This window comes from Halobellus limi, assembly GCF_004799685.1.
Classification (GTDB): domain Archaea; phylum Halobacteriota; class Halobacteria; order Halobacteriales; family Haloferacaceae; genus Haloquadratum; species Haloquadratum limi.
The window spans coordinates 2,218,941-2,236,793 of sequence record NZ_CP031311.1 but is presented as its reverse complement, the minus strand read 5'-3'; the positions used below and the strand labels follow the sequence as shown (position 1 = coordinate 2,236,793).

Annotated in this window: 18 protein-coding genes and 1 pseudogene; 12 read left to right on the top strand and 7 right to left on the bottom strand. The window is 62.6% G+C overall.

The window, feature by feature from the left end:
- Nucleotides 1–38: 38 nt before the first annotated feature.
- Complete coding sequence (locus tag DV707_RS11020) at nt 39–221, top strand: hypothetical protein (protein ID WP_103991651.1); 183 nt, start codon at nt 39–41, stop codon at nt 219–221.
- Nucleotides 222–332: 111 nt separating this feature from the next.
- Here DV707_RS11020 and DV707_RS11015 read toward each other — a convergent pair whose 3' ends face one another.
- Complete coding sequence (locus tag DV707_RS11015; RefSeq protein ID WP_103991652.1) at nt 333–830, bottom strand: LabA-like NYN domain-containing protein; 498 nt, start codon at nt 828–830, stop codon at nt 333–335.
- A gap of 353 nt (nt 831–1,183) precedes the next feature.
- Between DV707_RS11015 and dapA the strand changes: the two genes are divergently transcribed.
- From dapA to DV707_RS10960, 11 genes and pseudogenes are all read left to right on the top strand, one after another.
- Nucleotides 1,184–2,098 (top strand): 4-hydroxy-tetrahydrodipicolinate synthase, encoded by a 915-nt coding sequence (gene dapA, locus DV707_RS11010; protein ID WP_103991653.1) that lies wholly within the window; start codon nt 1,184–1,186, stop codon nt 2,096–2,098.
- Complete coding sequence (gene dapB, locus DV707_RS11005) at nt 2,099–2,941, top strand: 4-hydroxy-tetrahydrodipicolinate reductase (protein WP_103991654.1); 843 nt, start codon at nt 2,099–2,101, stop codon at nt 2,939–2,941.
- Nucleotides 2,938–3,783: a 2,3,4,5-tetrahydropyridine-2,6-dicarboxylate N-succinyltransferase gene (locus DV707_RS11000; RefSeq protein ID WP_103991655.1), complete on the top strand. Its 846-nt coding sequence runs from the start codon at nt 2,938–2,940 to the stop codon at nt 3,781–3,783. Before dapB ends, DV707_RS11000 begins: the two co-directional genes overlap by 4 nt.
- Nucleotides 3,780–5,027 carry a diaminopimelate decarboxylase gene (gene lysA, locus DV707_RS10995; protein ID WP_103991656.1) on the top strand — a complete coding sequence of 416 codons (1,248 nt, stop codon included), beginning with the start codon at nt 3,780–3,782 and terminating at the stop codon, nt 5,025–5,027. The genes DV707_RS11000 and lysA overlap by 4 nt, the downstream gene beginning before the upstream one ends.
- Complete coding sequence (gene dapF, locus DV707_RS10990; RefSeq protein WP_103991657.1) at nt 5,024–5,911, top strand: diaminopimelate epimerase; 888 nt, start codon at nt 5,024–5,026, stop codon at nt 5,909–5,911. The genes lysA and dapF overlap by 4 nt, the downstream gene beginning before the upstream one ends.
- Nucleotides 5,912–7,129, top strand: coding sequence for a M20 family metallopeptidase (locus DV707_RS10985; RefSeq protein ID WP_103991658.1), 1,218 nt, complete (start codon nt 5,912–5,914; stop codon nt 7,127–7,129).
- Nucleotides 7,130–7,339: 210 nt separating this feature from the next.
- A complete protein-coding gene (locus DV707_RS10980) occupies nt 7,340–7,891 on the top strand; it encodes a BGTF surface domain-containing protein (RefSeq protein WP_103991659.1) in 552 nt (183 codons plus the stop codon).
- Between the two features lie 180 nt (nt 7,892–8,071).
- Nucleotides 8,072–8,815 carry an RNase P subunit p30 family protein gene (locus tag DV707_RS10975; protein WP_103991660.1) on the top strand — a complete coding sequence of 248 codons (744 nt, stop codon included), beginning with the start codon at nt 8,072–8,074 and terminating at the stop codon, nt 8,813–8,815.
- Nucleotides 8,799–9,476, top strand: coding sequence for a class I SAM-dependent methyltransferase (locus DV707_RS10970; protein WP_103991661.1), 678 nt, complete (start codon nt 8,799–8,801; stop codon nt 9,474–9,476). The genes DV707_RS10975 and DV707_RS10970 overlap by 17 nt, the downstream gene beginning before the upstream one ends.
- Nucleotides 9,477–9,479: 3 nt before the next feature.
- A pseudogene (locus tag DV707_RS10965) lies at nt 9,480–9,821 on the top strand (Rpp14/Pop5 family protein); the annotation flags it as partial.
- Between the two features lie 66 nt (nt 9,822–9,887).
- A complete protein-coding gene (locus tag DV707_RS10960) occupies nt 9,888–11,222 on the top strand; it encodes a tyrosine-type recombinase/integrase (protein ID WP_103991663.1) in 1,335 nt (444 codons plus the stop codon).
- Nucleotides 11,223–12,441: 1,219 nt separating this feature from the next.
- On the opposite strand, the gene DV707_RS10955 is transcribed toward DV707_RS10960, so the two are convergent.
- From DV707_RS10955 to DV707_RS10930, 6 genes are all read right to left on the bottom strand, one after another.
- Nucleotides 12,442–12,690 carry a hypothetical protein gene (locus tag DV707_RS10955; RefSeq protein ID WP_103991664.1) on the bottom strand — a complete coding sequence of 83 codons (249 nt, stop codon included), beginning with the start codon at nt 12,688–12,690 and terminating at the stop codon, nt 12,442–12,444.
- Nucleotides 12,691–12,897: 207 nt separating this feature from the next.
- Nucleotides 12,898–13,290, bottom strand: coding sequence for a hypothetical protein (locus tag DV707_RS10950; protein ID WP_136361870.1), 393 nt, complete (start codon nt 13,288–13,290; stop codon nt 12,898–12,900).
- A gap of 111 nt (nt 13,291–13,401) precedes the next feature.
- Entirely contained in the window at nt 13,402–15,921 is a 2,520-nt protein-coding gene (locus DV707_RS10945) for a DNA-directed DNA polymerase (protein WP_103991665.1), read from the bottom strand.
- A gap of 53 nt (nt 15,922–15,974) precedes the next feature.
- Nucleotides 15,975–16,505 carry a hypothetical protein gene (locus tag DV707_RS10940; protein WP_136361869.1) on the bottom strand — a complete coding sequence of 177 codons (531 nt, stop codon included), beginning with the start codon at nt 16,503–16,505 and terminating at the stop codon, nt 15,975–15,977.
- A 60-nt stretch (nt 16,506–16,565) separates the two neighbouring features.
- The gene (locus tag DV707_RS10935; protein ID WP_160113924.1) at nt 16,566–17,387 is read right to left on the bottom strand and encodes a PD-(D/E)XK nuclease family protein; all 822 of its coding nucleotides are present in this window, start codon (nt 17,385–17,387) and stop codon (nt 16,566–16,568) included.
- A 249-nt stretch (nt 17,388–17,636) separates the two neighbouring features.
- Nucleotides 17,637–17,828 carry a hypothetical protein gene (locus tag DV707_RS10930; RefSeq protein WP_103991668.1) on the bottom strand — a complete coding sequence of 64 codons (192 nt, stop codon included), beginning with the start codon at nt 17,826–17,828 and terminating at the stop codon, nt 17,637–17,639.
- Nucleotides 17,829–17,853: the final 25 nt, after the last annotated feature.

The window sequence follows — 17,853 nt, the reverse complement described above, 5'->3', positions numbered from 1 at the left end:
CGAAAACTCATATATACCGACGGGTCTCTCGGTCGAGTATGACAGTCGACGTCCGGTTGGTCGCGTTCGGTGCGCTGCTGCTCTTCGCGAGCAGCGGGCTCTTCTTCGAGGCGGGCGTCAGCGGCTACCTTTCGGTGGCTATCGCCGGCGTCGCGGTGGTCGCCACGGCGCTCGCGGCCGCCCGTGCCCGCGCAGGCGAGAGCGACGCCCACGCCGCCTGATCGGGGTTTCGGACCCACGCCGCCCGAGCCCGATCCCGAGTTCTGCGCCGCCCGAATCCGGCTCCGGATCAACGGCACCGTCCCCGCGGCGGGTGACCGACGACTCGGCTCTCAGAGCAGGAAGGTCTCCTGCCGCTCCGAGAGGTCGATGAACGTGTCGGTCGCCTCGATCAGCTCCTCGGCGGTCGACTCTCTGAACGCCATCACCTCGACGCGGACGCCCTCGTGTCGGAGGTGCGAGCACAGCCGGGAGAAGTCGCCGTCGCCCGTACAGAGGACGACCGTGTCGACGTGGTTCGCGAGCGTGACGGCGTCGAGGCTCATCCCCACGTCCCAGTCGGCCTTCTTCGACCCGTCGCCGAACGTCTTGATCTCCTTGATCTTCGGCTCGAAGCCGATGTCGACGAGCGCCTCGAAGAAGCTCTCCTCGTCGGGCGAGTCCGCGCGGACGACGTACGCGATGGCGCGTGTGAGATCCCGCCCCGCGACGCCCTTCTCCAAGAGCGCCGAGTAGTCGATGTTCCGCGAGTAGAGGCTCTGTGCCGTGTGATAGAGGTTCTGTGCGTCGGCGAGCATCGCCACCCGCTGACTCGGGTGAATCTCGGTCATACTGTCCCTGGGGGCGCGATAGTACATGAATGTCCGGTCCTACGGGCGGGTGCCCGTTTCGCCGTCATCGGCGTTCGACGACGAAACGTATATTATCGAGGAGCGTCCTATTCCGGACGTGACTCGCGCCACGTCGACCTCGACGGATTCGTCCCGTCAGACAGCGACGCGTGGCCCCTTTTTCATCGGTAAAAAACGCGCGCCCTGACGCTCTGGGCGGGAGTGGCATCCCCGTCCCTGGCGACCCAACGACCGGGCGCGCACCGACGTTCGAGCGTCGAACCGATCGGGACGGTTCCGACGGCGAACAACCGACACACCCTACACGGAAGCCGACAGTACACTACACAACGATGACAGACATCGACTTCACCGGCGTGTTCCCCGCGATGACCACGCCGTTCGACCAGGACGGAGCGATCGACCACGAAACGCTCGCAGCCGACGCCCGCCGGCTCGAATCCGCCGGCGTCGCCGGCCTCGTGCCCGCCGGCTCGACCGGCGAGAGCGCGACGCTGACCCACGACGAACACATCGAGGTCGTCGAGACGGTCGTCGAGGCCGTCGACGACGTCCCCGTCGTCGCGGGGTCGGGATCGAACTCGACCCGCGAGGCGCTGAACCTCTCGCGACGCGCGGCCGACGCCGGCGCGGACGCGCTGCTTCTCATCTCGCCGTATTACAACAAGCCCGAACAGGCGGGCCTCTACGAGCACTTCCGGACGATCGCCGACGAGGTCGACCTCCCGCAGATCGTCTACAACGTCCCGAGCCGCACGGGCCAGAACGTCGAACCCGAGACGGTCGCAGAGCTCGCCACCCACGAGAACGTCCGGGCGTACAAGGCCGCCAGCGGCGACGTCGCACAGATCTCCGAGGTCATCGAGTACACTCGCGAGGAGGACCTCGCGGTGCTCTCGGGCGACGACGCGCTCACGCTGCCGGTCTGCTCGCTCGGCGGCCGCGGCGTCATCTCCGTCGCGGGCAACGTCGAACCCGAGCGGACCGTCGAACTCGTCGACGCCGCCCTGGAGGGCGACCTCGAACGCGCCAGAGAGCTCCACTACGAGCTCTCGCCGCTGTTCCGACAGCTCTTCGTCGAGACCAACCCCATCCCGGTGAAGGCCGCGATGGCGATCCGCGGGCACAACTCCGGCGCGCTCCGTCCGCCGCTGACGGAGATCGAGCCGGAGAACCGCGAAGACCTCGAACGCATCCTCGCGGAACTCGACGAGAGCGCGGCGGCAGAAGCGACGGAGGCCGTCTAGATGGGCGGCGATCTCACCGTCGCGATCACCGGCGCGAGCGGTCGGATGGGCGGCGAACTCCTCTCCGCCGCCGCCGACCACGACGACGTCGGGTCCGTGCTGGCGGCGAGTCGGACGCCCGAGAACGTTCCGAGCGGCGACGCGCCGGGCGCACCGGACGCGGTCGTCGAAGACGCGGATCTCGGCGCGGCGCTCGACGAGCACGACGTCGACGTCCTCGTCGACTTCACCGTCCCCGAGGCGAGCGTCGAGTACCTCCGCGCGGCCGCGGACGAGGGCGTCGCCGTCGTCGTCGGCACGACCGGCTACGACGAGGCGGGCGAAGAGACGCTCGATTCGGTCGCGAGCGAGGTCCCGTTCCTGCGGGCGTCGAACTTCTCCCGGGGCGTCGGCGCGCTCCGGCGAGCGGTCCGGGAGGCCGTCGCCGCGCTCCCCGGCTACGACGTCGAGGTGACGGAGACGCACCACAACGGCAAGCGCGACGCCCCCTCCGGAACGGCGCTGACGATCCTCGACGACATCGACGACGCGCGGGGATCGGGCGGCGACGCGAGCGGTGACGGGGCCGAGCGCGTCCACGGGCGCGTCGGCGAACAGCCGCGCGAGGGCGACGAGATCGGCGTCCACGCCCGGCGCGCGGGCGACGTGACCGGCGAGCACGAGATCCTGCTCGCCGGCAACGAGGAGGTGCTCGAACTAACTCACCGCGCCGGTTCGCGCGGCATCTTCGCCGCCGGGGCGCTCGACGCCGCGGTCTGGCTGGCCGGCCGCGACGCCGGCCGGTACGATTTCGACGAAGTCTTGGACGCCGACGCTGACGACACGGACACCGATTCACAATGAGCCTCGAATCCGAGATCGAGAACCTGTGGCAGCGCTACCAGGACGACGAGGTCGACGCCGCGAGCGCGGGGTCGGCCGCGCGCTCGACGCTCGACGCGTTCCTCGAAGCCCTCGAGACGGGCGACGTGCGGGCGGCCGAGCAGGTGGGAGACAGCGGCCCCGACGGCTGGGTCGTCAACGAGTGGGTCAAGCGCGGCATCCTCCTGAACTTCGGCCTGCGCGAGACGCTCCCCCGCGAGTACGGCGACGTGACCTACTACGACGTGCTCCCGCTCCGGTCGACGACGGACCTGGGCGGCCGCGGGACGCGAAACACGCCGGACGGCACCGCGATCCGACGCGGCGCGTACCTCGGCTCCGACTGTATCATGATGTCGCCGTCGTTCGTCAACGTCGGCGCGCACGTCGGCGACGGCACGCTCGTCGACTCCTGCGACACCGTCGGCTCCTGCGCCCAGCTGGGCGAGAACGTCAAGCTCGGCGCGAACACGCTGATCGGCGGCGTGCTCGAACCCGTCGAGGACGCGCCCGTGATCGTCGAGGACGGCGTCTCCCTGGGCGCGGGCTGTCGCGTCACCTCCGGGTTCCACGTCGGCGAGAACACGGTCGTCGGCGAGAACACGCTTCTCAGCCCCCGGATTCCGGTCTACGACCTCGTCGAGGAGGAGGTCATCTACGGCCACCTTCCATCTAATCGCCGCGCGTTCACCCGCTACGTCGAGTCCTCGCTCGGCGATCACGACCTCTTCGAGTCGGGCGCGTACAAGCCCGCGGTCGTCGCCCTCGACATCGAGGACGACACGCTCGATAAGACCCGCCGCGAGGAGGCGCTGCGGGAATGAGCGAGACCGGCGACGGCGGGCCGGCGGTCCGCCGCCTCGCCGAGTGGAACGAGGAGAACCTCATAGCGCTCGCCGAGGAGTACGAGACTCCCCTCTACGTCGTCGACCTCGATCGGGTCGAGGAGAACTGCATGCGACTCCTCGATGCGTTTCCCGACGCCGACGTCCGGTACGCGGTGAAGGCCCACTCCGGCCGAGCGGTCCTTCGGACGGTCCGCGAGGCCGGCCTCGACGCCGAGTGCGCGTCGGCGGGCGAAGTCGAGCGCGCGTTCGACGCCGGATTCCCCGGCGAGCGAGTTCAGTACACCGCGGTCAACCCGCCCGCGGGCGACCTCGACCTCGTGATGGAACGCTGGCGCGAGAACCCCGGACTGACGATCACCGTCGGCGCGGAAGACACCGTCGAGCGCCTCCGAGAACGCGGGTTCGACGGCCGCCTCTGCGTCCGCGCGAACCCCGGCGTCGGCGCGGGCCACCACGAGAAGGTATCCACGGGCGCGAACGCGAAGTTCGGCATCCCGATCGAGCGGGTCGCCGACCTCGCCACCCGGTGGGCGGCCGACTTCGACCTCGTCGGCGTCCACGCCCACGCCGGCAGCGGCATCTCCGGGGAGGACCTCTCGGCGCACCGCGAACTGGTGAGTCGAATGGGGGACCTGACGCGGGAGATCGAATCGCGCGCCGGCGGCCTCGAATTCGTCGACGTCGGCGGCGGCTTCGGCGTCCCCTACGAGGAGGACGAACCGCCGCTCGATCTGGACGCTGTCGCCGAGGCGACCCGCGAGGCGCTCGGCGAGGTCGAAGCCACGCTCGCGATCGAACCCGGCCGGTACGTCGTCGCCGACGCCGGCGTCCTCCTCACGAGGGTCAACACCGTCAAGGAGGCCCGAGACGCCACGGTCGTCGGTATCGACGCCGGGATGACGACGTTACTCCGGCCGGCGATGTACGACGCGTACCACGCGATCGCGAACCTCTCGGCCGGCGACGACGCCGAGGAGATCGACGCGACCGTAGCGGGACCTATATGTGAGTCGGCGGACGTACTGTGCGAGCACAGACCGCTCTCGCGACCCGATCGGGGGGACGTCCTCGCCGTCGGGAACGCGGGCGCGTACGGATACGAGATGTCGAGCACCTACAACTCCCGGCCGCGACCGGCGGAGGTCGCGCTGTCCGGTACGACCGTTCGCCTCACTCGACGGCGAGAGACCCTGACTGACCTGACCAGCCTGGAACAATGAGCGTACAGCACGACAGAGTGGCAGTCGAGAAGTACCACGGCACCGGCAACGACTTCATCGTCGTCGACGCCGTCGAATCGATCCCCGACAGACCCGCGTTCGCGACGACCCACTGCGACCGCGAGACGGGCGTCGATCACGAGGCGTCCCCGCGAACCGGCGCCGACGGCGTCCTCTTCCTGGCGCTGGAGCCGATGTACTCGCCGCCGCGCGTCGTGATGACGCTCGTTCAACCGGACGGCTCCGTCGCCGCGATGTGCGGCAACGGCGCGCGCGTCGCCGCGGCGTGGGCGGCCGAACGGACCGGTTCGGACGAACTGATGATCGACACGCCCGCGGGCACGCGCCGCGCCGTCGTCGACGGCGACGACGTCACCATCGAGATGGGCGTTCCCTCGTTCGCGCCGCGGGACGTCCCGTTGGCCCGCGAAACCGAACTGATCGAGGAGGAGGTCGAGGGGCTCACCGTCACCGCGGTGAACACGGGCGTTCCGCACGCCGTCGCGGTCGTCGACGACGTCGACGACGTGGACCTCGAATCGGTCGCGCCGGCAGTTCGACACGCGGACGTGTTCCCCGAGGGCGCGAACGTCACGCTGGCCTCGCGGGCGGACAGCGACGATGGCGACGATAGCCCGCACTTCCGCCAGCGGACGTACGAGCGCGGCGTCGAGGGCGAGACGCGCTCCTGCGGCACCGGCGCGGTCGCCGTCGCGGCCGTCGCGAAGCGACTCGGCCTCATCGACGGCGACGAGTCCGTCACCGTCAGTCCGCCGGGGGGCGACCTCCGGATCACCGTCCCGGACGGCGACTCTGCGACGCTGGCCGGGCCCGCCGAGCGGGAGTTCGCCGGCGAACTGGAAACCGTGGTCCGGTCGACGTAGATGGCCGACGACGGCGCCGTCTCCGGAACCGCCGACGACTCGGTCTCGGATGTCGACGGCTCGGCCCCGGCCCCTGCCGACGACTCCGCCTCGAGTGCCGCTGCCGACTCCGCAGAGTTCGATCCGATCGCCTTTCTCGAATCCGCCGTTCCGATCGCCTCGAACGAGGACGTCGCTGCGATGCGCGAGTTCCTGATCCAGACGATCGAGTCGCGGGGCGTCGACGCCCGCGTCGACGACGCCGGCAACACCCTGGCGTCGAAGGGCGCACGGAGTCCGGAGACGCACCTCGTCTTCAACACCCACGTCGACACCGTCTCGCCGCACGTGCCGTTCGAGCGCGAGGAGGTCGACGGCGACCTGGTCCGGGTCCACGGCCGCGGCTCCTGCGACGCGAAGGGCCCCCTGGCGGCGATCCTCGCGGCGTTCTTCGCGGTCGAGCCACGCGACGACGCCCGGGTGACGCTCGCGGTGACGCCCGACGAGGAGGTCCTCTCGACGGGCGCGGCGGCGTTCGACCTCGACGGGGACTGCTACGTCGTCGGCGAGCCCACTGGGCTCGACGTCTGCACCGCCGCGAAGGGCCGGTTCCAGGGGACGCTGACGCTCGAAGGATCGGCCGCACACGCCGCGGAACCGGAGTCGGGAACGAACGCCATCGCCGGGCTCGAAGACGCCCTCGCCGCGATCCGGACGTTCGACGACGGGCGCGAGGCCCACCCGCAACTCGGTTCGGCGACGCTGACGCCGACGGTCGTCACCGGCGGCGACTCGACGAACCAGGTCCCGGCGCGCTGCGAACTCGTCGTCGACCGGCGGAGCGTCCCGCCGGAGACGGCGGAGGGCTTCAGGTCGGAACTCGAACGCGCGGTCCGGGCGGCCGTCCCCGACGACGTCGGCGTCGCGTTCGACCTCACCGACCGGCCGACCCCGTTCCTGGAGGCGTTCGCGACCGACGGCTCTCACGAACTCGTGCGGACGCTCGCGGCCGCGTCCGAGCGAGCCGGCGGCTCCGGCGACGTCCGCCCGTTCACCGCCGCGACGGAGGCGTCGTACTTCTCGCCCGCGCCGGTCGTCGTCTTCGGACCGGGCGTCCTCGCCGACGACGAGGGCGCGGTCGCCCACGCGGAGCGCGAATACGTCGACGTCGCCGACGTGCGCCGCGCGGCGACGGCGCTCACGGACGCGACGCGGCGGCTCGTGGGACGCGACCGCTGACGGACGCGACGACTGGTGGAACGCGACCGCTGACACGTCGTCCGAGGCGGTCGACGACGTCGGTGAGACGCGCGGGTCGACGGCCGTTCGAATCGACCCGGAGGGCGACAGCCGCCCGCGACGACCGCGGAGCGACCCGCGGCGCGGCTTCAAGCGGCCGTTTAAGCTTTCCTCGCCTACTTGATCCGTCGCCTCCTCGTCCCGGATGCAATGACGAGCCCTCCAACGAAGCGGTTGCATCGACGTCTCCGGTCAGCATCGAACCGACGCCGACTGACCGCGCTCGCTCTCGCGGCCGTCCTCGTCGTCACGGCCGCGGCTGCCGTCGCGTCGCCCGCCGTCGCCCAGTCCGATACCGATCCCTTCGCGTTGGATACCGAGGCGGTCGAATCGGTGACGAACGCGACCGTCAGCGGGACGACGACGCTGGACGCCGGGACGGAGATTCAGGTCCGGCTCAGTTCGACCGGCGAGACGAGCCCGCAGTTCCTGAAGACGAAGACGACGACCGTCGGGAGCGACGGCGCGTGGGACGCGACGTTCGACCTCTCGGCGATCGAGACCCACGACACCGTCGGGGTGTCCGTAGTGGTGACGAACGAGAGCGACGACCGGAGCGCCGGCTTCGAGGTCCCGATCGAAAACGATCGGGCGACGCCGACCGATTCGGGCGGTTCCCTCGCCTCCGCGCCCGGATTCGGGATCGGTACTGCGGTCGCCGGGCTCCTCGGGAGCGCGGCGCTCCTCCGCCGGCGAGACTGAACCCTGTCGGTCGAGCAGCGCTGATCTCACCGCCGACGAGGTCGCCGCCGTCGTCGAGGTGGTCGCTGGCGAGGTAGTTGTCGCCGTCGAACGCCCGTTTCGCTCGGCGGTCCCGCTCTCGCCGCGGCGGCCGGTGGCGGATCCGTAACTGCCATACCCGCCGGCCGAGTGGTCCCCCGTATGTACGAGGCGGTCCACGCCCACCCTGACGGACGCAGCACGGCCGCGCGCTTCGCGACGACGGCGGAGCGCTACGGCTACGACGGCGTGGTCGTCCGTGCCGACGACGCTGCGCCCGACTACGACCGCCTCCGCGAGGCCCGTGGGGTCGACGCGGTCGATGCCGCCGAAATCGTCGCCGCGGACCCCCAGCACGCGAGCGGCGCGGTCGGGAACGCGCGAACGAAACACACCGTCGTGATCGTCTCCGGCGGGACGAACGCGCTGAACCGCTTCGCGGTCGAACAGGCGCGCGTGGACGTCCTCGCGCGGCCGTTCGAGGGGCCGATCGGCGAGGGCACCGACGGTCCGAACGGCCGCGGCGGCGACGGGGACGGCGACGTCAACCACGTGCTCGCGAAGGCCGCCCGCGAGAACGACGTCCGGATCGAGGTGAACCTCGCGCCGGTGCTTCGGGACCGCGGCGGGCACCGCGTCCGCCACCTCTCGAAGCTCCGGCGGCTCAAGCGACTGATCGATCACTACGACGCGCCGTACGTCGTGAGCGCGAACCCCACGTCGCATCTGGAACTCCGTGCGCCCCGGGAACTCGCGGCCGTGGGCGCGGAAGTCGGCCTCGGCGACGAGTGGATTCGAGCGGGGCTCGACGAGTGGGGACGGCTCGCCGCCCGCAACCGCGAGCGCCGCTCCGAGTCGTTCATTGCCCCGGGCGTCGAACGTGGTCGGTATGAAGAAGACGATTGACGAACACGCCGAGCGGTTCTCGGAGGCGGCCTCCTCCTACGACGACGAGCAGGACTCGACGGAGTACCTCGCGTGTGCGGACCTGGTCGTCGAACACGCCGCGCCCGGTCCCGACGACGTCGTCCTCGACCTCGGGACCGGAACCGGTGCGATCGCGCTCGCACTCGCCCCGAAGGCGAAACGCGTGATCGGGCGGGACATCAGCGAGGGGATGCTCGAGGAGGCCCGATCGAAGGCCGGAGAGGAGGGTATCGACAACGTCGAGTTCGGCGAGGGACGGTTCCGCGAGCCCAACTACGACGGCCCCGTTGACGTCGTCACGTCGAACTTCGCGATGCACCACCTCTCCGACGCGGAGAAACGGGAGGCTATCGCCGTGATCGCGGGGCTGAACCCGCGGCGGTTCGTCCTCGGCGACGTGATGTTCTTCGGGGCGCCCGACCCCGAGGAGCCGTTCTACAGCCCCGAGGTCGACGACCCCGCGACGGTCGGGACGCTCGTCGACGCGCTGACCGACGAGGGGTTCGTCCTCACCGCCGTCGAGCGCGTTCACGACCAGGTGGGCGTCCTCGTCGCCGAGCGCTTCGGCGCGTCCAGCGAGCGTGTGGGCGTCACGCCGAAACGGAACGGGGAGGCCCCGAACGCGACCCGCGAGGAGTGACCGATGAAGCACCTCCCGAAACACCTCCAGCCGCGGTGGCGGTACCTGGCCGTCGGGATCGAGGCCTGGCCCGACGCCGACTTCGACCGCGGGGCGTTCCAGCGGGACCTGTGGTACGCCGCCCAGAACCTCTACGGCGACGCCGGGAGCGCCGAGGCGGACCTGACGGTGCTCGCGTTTCACTACGCCGACGGCGACGGCGAGACGATCGTCCGCGCCCACCGCGGCACGGAGGACCGCGCGCGGGCCGCCGTCGCCGCTCTGGATCGGGTCGACGGGAAGCCGGTCGGCCTCCGGATCCGCGGGATTTCGGGCACCGTTCGCGCCTGTGAGGAAAGGTATCTCAAACGCTGAGTGCGTTGTAATACTACTCCTTTATATACCAATCTCGCGTAGACATTACTGTCTGTTATGGCAAACAAACACTCGGACAACCCCGGATATAGGCGTGACAACCAACTCGAAACCATCCGAGACCGAGCCGAAGACGGTACCCTCGATCGAGAACTTGCCCGCCGACTCATCGAACTTGCCGCCGCCCTCGACGGCGAAAACCCCAAACACAAATACATCGCACCGAACGGCGAGCGCAAAGAATACTCACCCGGCACCATCTACCAATACCTCCACGTACTCGTCCGCTGGCACGATCTCGACGGGATTGACTACCTCAACACCACCGCAAAAGAGATCAACGACCTCGCAGCCGATATGGATACCGGCCTACACCCCGAGAGTCCCGACGGTGGATACAGCCGCCAAACGGTGAACAAATTCCTCTGTGCAGCCAAAGCGTTCTACCACTATCACTCCGACCTCGGTATAGCGCACGGAGAGGTCGATATGTTCAAAAAGGCGAACCGACCCGCCTACGACGACCGGGATATGTTCACCCGCGAGGAGATCAACGCCCTCCGAGACGCTATGCCCGATACCCGCTGGCGGGCGCTCCTCGAAATGATGATCTTCACCGGACAGCGGATTCACGCCATAATGACCCTCCGGATCAAGGACATAGACGTAAACGAGGGAGTCTTCTACCTCAACGACGACGAATACGGGCTAAAAGGGGCCGACAAGCGGGGGTTAAAACGTCCCCTTCTCGGTGCTCGTGCGTACGTCCGAGATTGGCTACAGTATCATCCCCGGAAGGACGACCCCGAAGCGCCCGTCTTCATTGGAGATCCATCTAACGCGCATACCAAATTCGATCAGCCAATGAACACCTCAAGCATCCGCCGGGGCCTTCGCAAAGCTGCTGAAAAAGCGGGTATCAAAAAGGACGTGAAGCCCCACAAAATGCGGCACTACTTCGTCACCGTGATGAAACGAGATCACGGCTTAGACGACGATACGATCAAATTCCTCCTCGGGCACGCGAAGGACAGCAACGTAATGTCCACCACGTACCAGCACATCTCCGCTGATGACTACGTGAAAAGCGCAGAGGCCGCCTTCGGCATTGGAGACGACGATGATGGTAGCCCGGTCGTTCCCGAGCTTTGCCCGACCTGCGGACGCACGCTCAAATCTACCGACAAAGCCTGCTCTAACTGTGGGGAGCTTATCACCCCCGACGCGCAGGCTACCAAGCGGCAGGTGAAGGAGATGATGTTCGACGCCGGAATATCCGGGAATCTCTCAAAAGACGAGCTTAAAGCACTGAAAACCGCACGCGAAAAACTCGACGACGACGAAGCCGAAACGCTGATCGATATTATCGACGGCCTTCAAGCCGACGGGTAAGCCCACGTAGCCACGCTCGGGCGATGTGTGCAAATTCCGTATCGCTCTCAGCTAAAATCTCCAACGACACTCTCAACTCTTCGTCGCTGACGCTGTTCTCAAACGATTCTCGTAGATTAAACTCAGTCGTACTCATATTTCTCTCTCAAGCAAAAACCGTGCCGCAAGCCGCAAGCCGCAGATCCGCAGGTAATTACGCCCGAATCCGCCGACCGTCTTCAGGATACCCAAGCTCTCGATTCGCCGCGTGATACATCTCACTCGCATCAAGCCGTTCACCGTAGGGCGCGTCACCGTCTTCGATCACGCCTTTGGTTAGCTCCATCAGTTGTACTAACTGTCGCGTACTCAGCCGTAGCGAGTGTGTGGGCATACATTTACCTAAGGCAAGGGTGGCGATAGAGATGCCCATACCGGCAATTTCAGTATCTCCGATCAGTAGAAATCCGTCATTCCTGTCTGTCCGGAAAGCGGCTCCGGCTCAGATTCAGGTACCACAACGTTCCCCGGCGGACCAGTCGAGTCGGGACCATACGTTCTCGTTCTAAGGTACGGCCATCGGCACTCGAAACAGGCCCACCAGTCGTCACCTATATCGATGTGTTCTCTCCCGTAAAACCGAATCACATTATCCGTCCCGCCGCACTTCTCGCACGGGGGAAGCTCGATCCCCATAGGGCTACCCGCAAAGCGCCCACCCACAGGCTTGACACGTCACGCAGCCGGATTGTCTCGCCAACGCGGGAGATCCGCAACTCCGGCATCGATCAAGCTCCGAGACGTTCATTCCACGCGCCCCTTTTCGCTCCGCTCAGTCTCGTCAAGCAGATAGGTCAAAATGTCTCTGTGTAGCGGGACATAATCCGGGCGGAAGTTTCGATACGTCAACCCCTCCGTTTCGCCTCGACTTAATGACAGGTGGGGATTGCTCATAACGAAGTGGTGCCCGAGCCCGCTTTGCACAATATATTCAATTGCTGCTCTCTCAATTGCCGGATCAATTCTCTCAAAATTCATATGTCACCTCAGTTTTTTCTCCGAATCGCGCTTATCCGCGACCAGTGAACACACCCACAAGGTCAAGCGGAATCGCCTAATTATTGCTCGCTCCCGCTCGGATTGATTCTCTCCCCGTCTGATCGATTCAGCGTAAGGGTGTCATAGAAAGATTACTGCACCGAATCCGGGAATCGCTCAGTACAAGTTAACCAAATATCGGTCACTCATTGCCAGTATTATCTCCCATCTCCTCATCAAGAAGTACAAACCCAAAGGCGTAGGATATAAATATCAAAAAAATAGCACCAAAAGTGGCTGTCTGGAAGTCTTCTACTGAGAACGTTCCAGTAGCGATAGTAACGCTGGTATAGAAAAGGTATAGACCGATTATTGACTGTATGAGGGTTGGATCGGCCAGTTGAGTAAGTTGCTTCAGTTTAGCCAAAAGGTAAGTCGTTATATCTACCATTGTATTCGTCTGTGCTCAAGATGTAGTTCAAAAGCAGGCTACTAAATGGCTCGTATACCAAAGTGGAAGTAGAAGTATCGTTCCCATCGACTTCCCGGACATCTGGCAGAAGGAACGTGACCGATTCGCAACTCGTTATCGACCGGCTGTTTCAGACGATAATGTGTCTGAAGAAGGGGTTCAACAGAGCCACTAACTCCTGTTTGGTTACGGTGCTCCACTACCGCCAGCGCCGTAACCCCCACTTGAACCAATTCCAAGGCTGACACTAGATCCACCGCCACCAGAACTAGAGTTACTGCTATCACACTTCTCGCACTTCTTCATCTTGGCTAGATCGTCGGGGTTTGATGCCTCAAATCCCCACCCCCTTCCGCATTGGGGACAGACGTACTCGTAGTCAGTTTTTCTCCTCTTTTTGCCCTTTTTCTTTCTGCATTTTTCGCACCGTGACAATTTGTACCGTCCCTTCTTCTCCTCTGATTTTTTTATTTTGTCTCCGTGCTTCTTTCCACAATAAAATGCTTTCTTGGAGAGCATTCCGCTCGATGGTTTGCAAATCTTTTCGCGCTCTTTGTTGCGGCCAAATATCCACCCCATACAATGTGTACTAGTAGAACCTGTTACAAATTATTAGTGTGTTACTGTATGTCAAGGTCAGATGTCTCAATCAAAATTGAGCATCGTCATTTAGAGTTCACATCTATACTCTCACGCCCACGCAGACAGACTACCCTGCGTCTGTCCGGAGATAGCCGCGTTCACGTCAATATCAACCGCCGGGAGAATCCGGCCCATCGGCTTCGTAACGAGTTTCTCGGTCATTTCGGTAACGTCAACACGAATCTCCTCGGGTAATTCCTCGGGATCATCGAAACTCAGCACATCAATCGTGCCGGTCTGATCGAAGTATGCCGGGTGAATCCGAACCCGCATCGGCTTCGACCCCGCCGAGAAATTCGTGTTCATAATTCTATTCGCATTCTCAGCGCCACGGATTGCCTCAGTCTTTACCCCATACGAAGATAGCACCCGCTTGATTCCCTGCGGAATCCCGATATATTCTACGGGAGACGTGCCAACCCGGTCGGCATACTCAGAAACCAACGCCGTGATCTCAGACTTATCCGCCTCCTTGATGATCGCCACCAGCACCTCCTTCATTAAGTCGTTCGTCAGTTGGGCCGTGTCAGAACGATTCGTGTCGAACCCGACGATTTTCGTCTTATCCGTCTCGTGACCGTCCGACCACGTTACCCACATTGCGTACCGCTTCTTCTTTCCCGCTTGGAAGAACGTCTTCGCGTACGACTCAACCTCAAGATCCCACAGGCACTCTCGCTGTCCCATCCCCCACTCCTTCGCAAGTTCGGGGTAGACCATCTCGTTAAGATCGACCGAGATTTCTTTCGCTGCCGCAATCACCGCTTCTCGGTCCCACGACTCCGGGAATTGGACGTAGTTTGAATCGGTATCTCCGTAGACCACCTCGCCGACGCTTTCCTCGTCAATGAACGTCTGAGTCGCCTTGATAACCTCCTGCCCCATCGTCGTAACCGCTTCCGCAGTCGGCTCATCGTACAGGAAGAAGAACACCCACCCCATCACGCCGTAGGCCGAGTTAACGATAGTCTTTCTAACATCATAGGTAACAGAAATTTTCTCGTACTCCTCGCTTGCAGGATCGGCCGCGTGCTTCTTCTCCTTCCACTCGGCCTTGAGATCGATAGCCTCGCTCACCAGTGACGTGAACACGCCCTCCTGATCGAGGCGGAAAGCCGTCCCATTGGGGGCAACAGAGACAGGCACTCGTTCGCCGTCGATCTGCGCGAACGCTTCTCCTGTGTCGACATTCCACTCAAGCGAATCAATATCCACCTCAACCCGAACCTCAGGAGACGCATTAATCTGCGCCATCGTGTAGGGGTACAGCGAAGCCAAGTCCATCCCGACCACATTGCGAGCAAGCCCGTAGAACGGATCGACGACGTGTGCTCCGGTGTACTTCTCGTCTGAGCCACCGTCGAAATCAACGGTCGGCGCGCACACGTTTCGAGCGAACAACTCGCGGCGAACCAGCATCTCGATAAAATTGTGGTTCGCGCTCGTCATATCGAAGTCTACGCCAACGTCCATCCGCAGGGAATTGTTGAATTGGATTACACCCACGGCGTCGTTGATCTCGTTGACCAGTCGAACGTCGTGGTAATTGTATCGCAGCAGTTTGTCGGCGTCGTTGATCCACATTTCGTAGATCCCTTCGCCCGTGTGGTCGAGCTTCTGTTCGCCGACCTCGCGCTCCGCAATCGCGTCAAGTCGGTAACTCGGAAGCTCGCTCCGCTGCGTCCGCTTGTACGCGTGGAGCATATCGTAGACGGTTCGACCACCAATCAACGCAAGCGCACCATTCCGACCGCCCGTGTGAACTTTTGCGTAGCCAGATCGGGAGAGCCGCCGGGAATCAACGCCCTTCTTTTTCATCCGCTTGAGGAGATATGGCGCGTCAAACCGCTCGATGTTCCATCCCGTGATCAGATCACAGTCAACCTCGTGAACATACTCGGCGAAGCTGCGAAGCATATCCCGCTCAGTTGGATAGTAGTTCAGCCGAGTGAGTCCCGCTGGCTTTCCGCCCGGCAGCACCTCGTCGACCGGCCGACCACCGAGATCGATGAACCCAACATATTCGTCGGTCCACGAATCGTGTGCAACGATCGAGAGAATACGCTTCTCGCCAAGCTCCGGAAACGCGCCCCTGTCGTCCGTCTCAATGTCGAAGTTCAGGATTCGCGGCTCGCCCTCAAGATCGATCGGTGTGATCTCCGAATAGTGAACCCGGCGACCCTCGTACTCGATGCCTGAGTAGATCCCGAGATCAATACGGAATCTGTTTTCAAGTCGCACATCAGCGTCGAAGGACCGGTCGAACGAATCAGAAAGCTCACGCACCAACTTCGTGCGGTTGACCGTGATCTTACTCGTGTCGTCACCGTAAATCGACTTGAATCCGTGCTCAACGTCTCGAACGCCGTCAGTCCGAATCAGATCAGTCTCTCGCTCTTTCGCTTCGGCCGTCTCAACGTAAAAGTACGGTAAGAACCCATATACTGCTACACTCTCTTGTTCTGCGTGCTCACCTCTGTTCGATATTCCATACACATTGAGTAGGACTTCATTCCGATTGGAGTCCCACCCAATATCTATGTTGGTTACGTGTAACTGTGTAGTCATATCTGTATGCACTCTCTGTATCTGTCGCCGGAAAATCCGAAATCGCCCGCTATCTACTCTTCAAGCTGAATCTCAGATGCCTTGCTATCGATCTTTGGACTCCCGTGAGCAAGCCCGAAATTCTGTCGCGAATACGCATCGACGCTGTTCTCCCTGAACCATTCTTCTAACTGAACGTTATTGACCTCCGAAACAAATGGAAGGAGATCACCTCCTCCGATCGCACCTGCCATATGATGCTCGATCCGAAGTGGGATCTCAGCGTATGGAAGTTGGTAATAATCGTGGACTGAATCCGTGATCCACCCATCGTCGTCGCGCTCGTTTTTGAACACATCGACGACACACGCCTGATTCGCCGTTGGAGTCATATAGATGGTCGTACCGTACTCACAGCTAACGGTAGCAGCATCCATCCCACCAGAAATATCTACATACCGTATTACTACGTCTGGCTCCCCTGATTCTGAAATTAGAGATTCCGCAAAACCTGAGAGAAGGGGTGCAAGTGGGGGCATTTCAGTGAAACGGCCCCACACTAATTCAGGGACATTGAAGGTAAGTTTCGGATACCCTAATTCCATAGTGGTTAGAATCTCTGTCAATGAATATAACACTTCTCTGCCTCAGTGTGTCACGGATCTTCACTCGACAGCGTGTTCCGAAAACGGCTGCTTATCGGCATCTCGATACGTCGGCCCCGGCCCACCCGGAGTCGCCCAATTGCACGGGCAGATGCCATAGTACGATGATTGCTTTTCAGGTTCCTTACCCCAACAGCAGAGCGGACCTTGCTTGATCGGATAGTCTTCCGGATTTTTGCCAAGCGTCTCAATCTCCGAAATGATACGCTCGATCTCCGCAAGTCGCTCGTCGGAAAGCTCGCCGATCAATAGCTCGTTGAAGCCGGGATAATACCCCGCAATCGCAGCAACGTCATATTGATCTCCGAACAGGAAATTGTAGTATTCTAATTCGAGAAAGATCCCGTCGTCACGATACTTCGGGTCCGGAACCTTCCCGGTCTTGTGATCGATGATTACGACACCATCATCACTGTCAACAGCAGAAAGGCTCGCGGCGTGGAGCACCACGTCGGCGAATCCCATTAGGGGAACGTCGTCGTCCCCACGCCAATCCCAAATCTCTGCTTCAACCTCGATGGGGAGGAACAGCGACTCGTCGCCTTTTCGTCGACACTCTCTGAGGCGGTCAGTCTCGAACGCGAGGAAATTGCTAATGAACGGCTCAGTCCACCGCGCCCACATCGTCACGTCTTCCGGGAGATACGAGATCAGGTCGTCGTCGATTTCACCCTCATCCTCAAAGCGTTCCAAGACATTGAGATAGTAGTTCTCGATCGCAAGGTGAACCTCCGAGCCTCTAATCATCCAATGGTTCGTTGGCTCGCGGATTCCGAGAACGTATTTGATATGGAAGTGCTTGGGATTCTTCGCATACTCCATCACCCTCGATTTCGAGATGTATGCGTGAAGGTTCCCCGTGCGAGCTTGTCGGGTTGATGCCCGATCGAAGTTAGGACTATCTGGTACAGGCATTTTCAGTTGAAGTTATTTTTCCGGCTCTTCAGCCGCTTCTGGTACTCTTTCCAATTCCCACCGATCACACCACGGAACAGCCCGTCATTGTGATACGTCGCCGCGTGCTCCTCTATGGTTGAATTAAAGTGGAAATTACAGTCGGCGCAGTAATTCTTACTCTCCATCGTCTCTCTGTTTCAACTCCGTAACGATCCGTTCGAGTTTCTTGAGGTGGTCCGTCACGTCGTAGGCGTAGACCATTCTCTTCCCATCATCGCCTTCGCCCACCTCAAACTCGATTACCGTGTACTCTCTCGTCGAAGCGTACGCAAGGATCTGAGCAAGCTCCTCCGTGTTGAATCGCATCCCGGCTCACGCCCGGCGGCCGTAA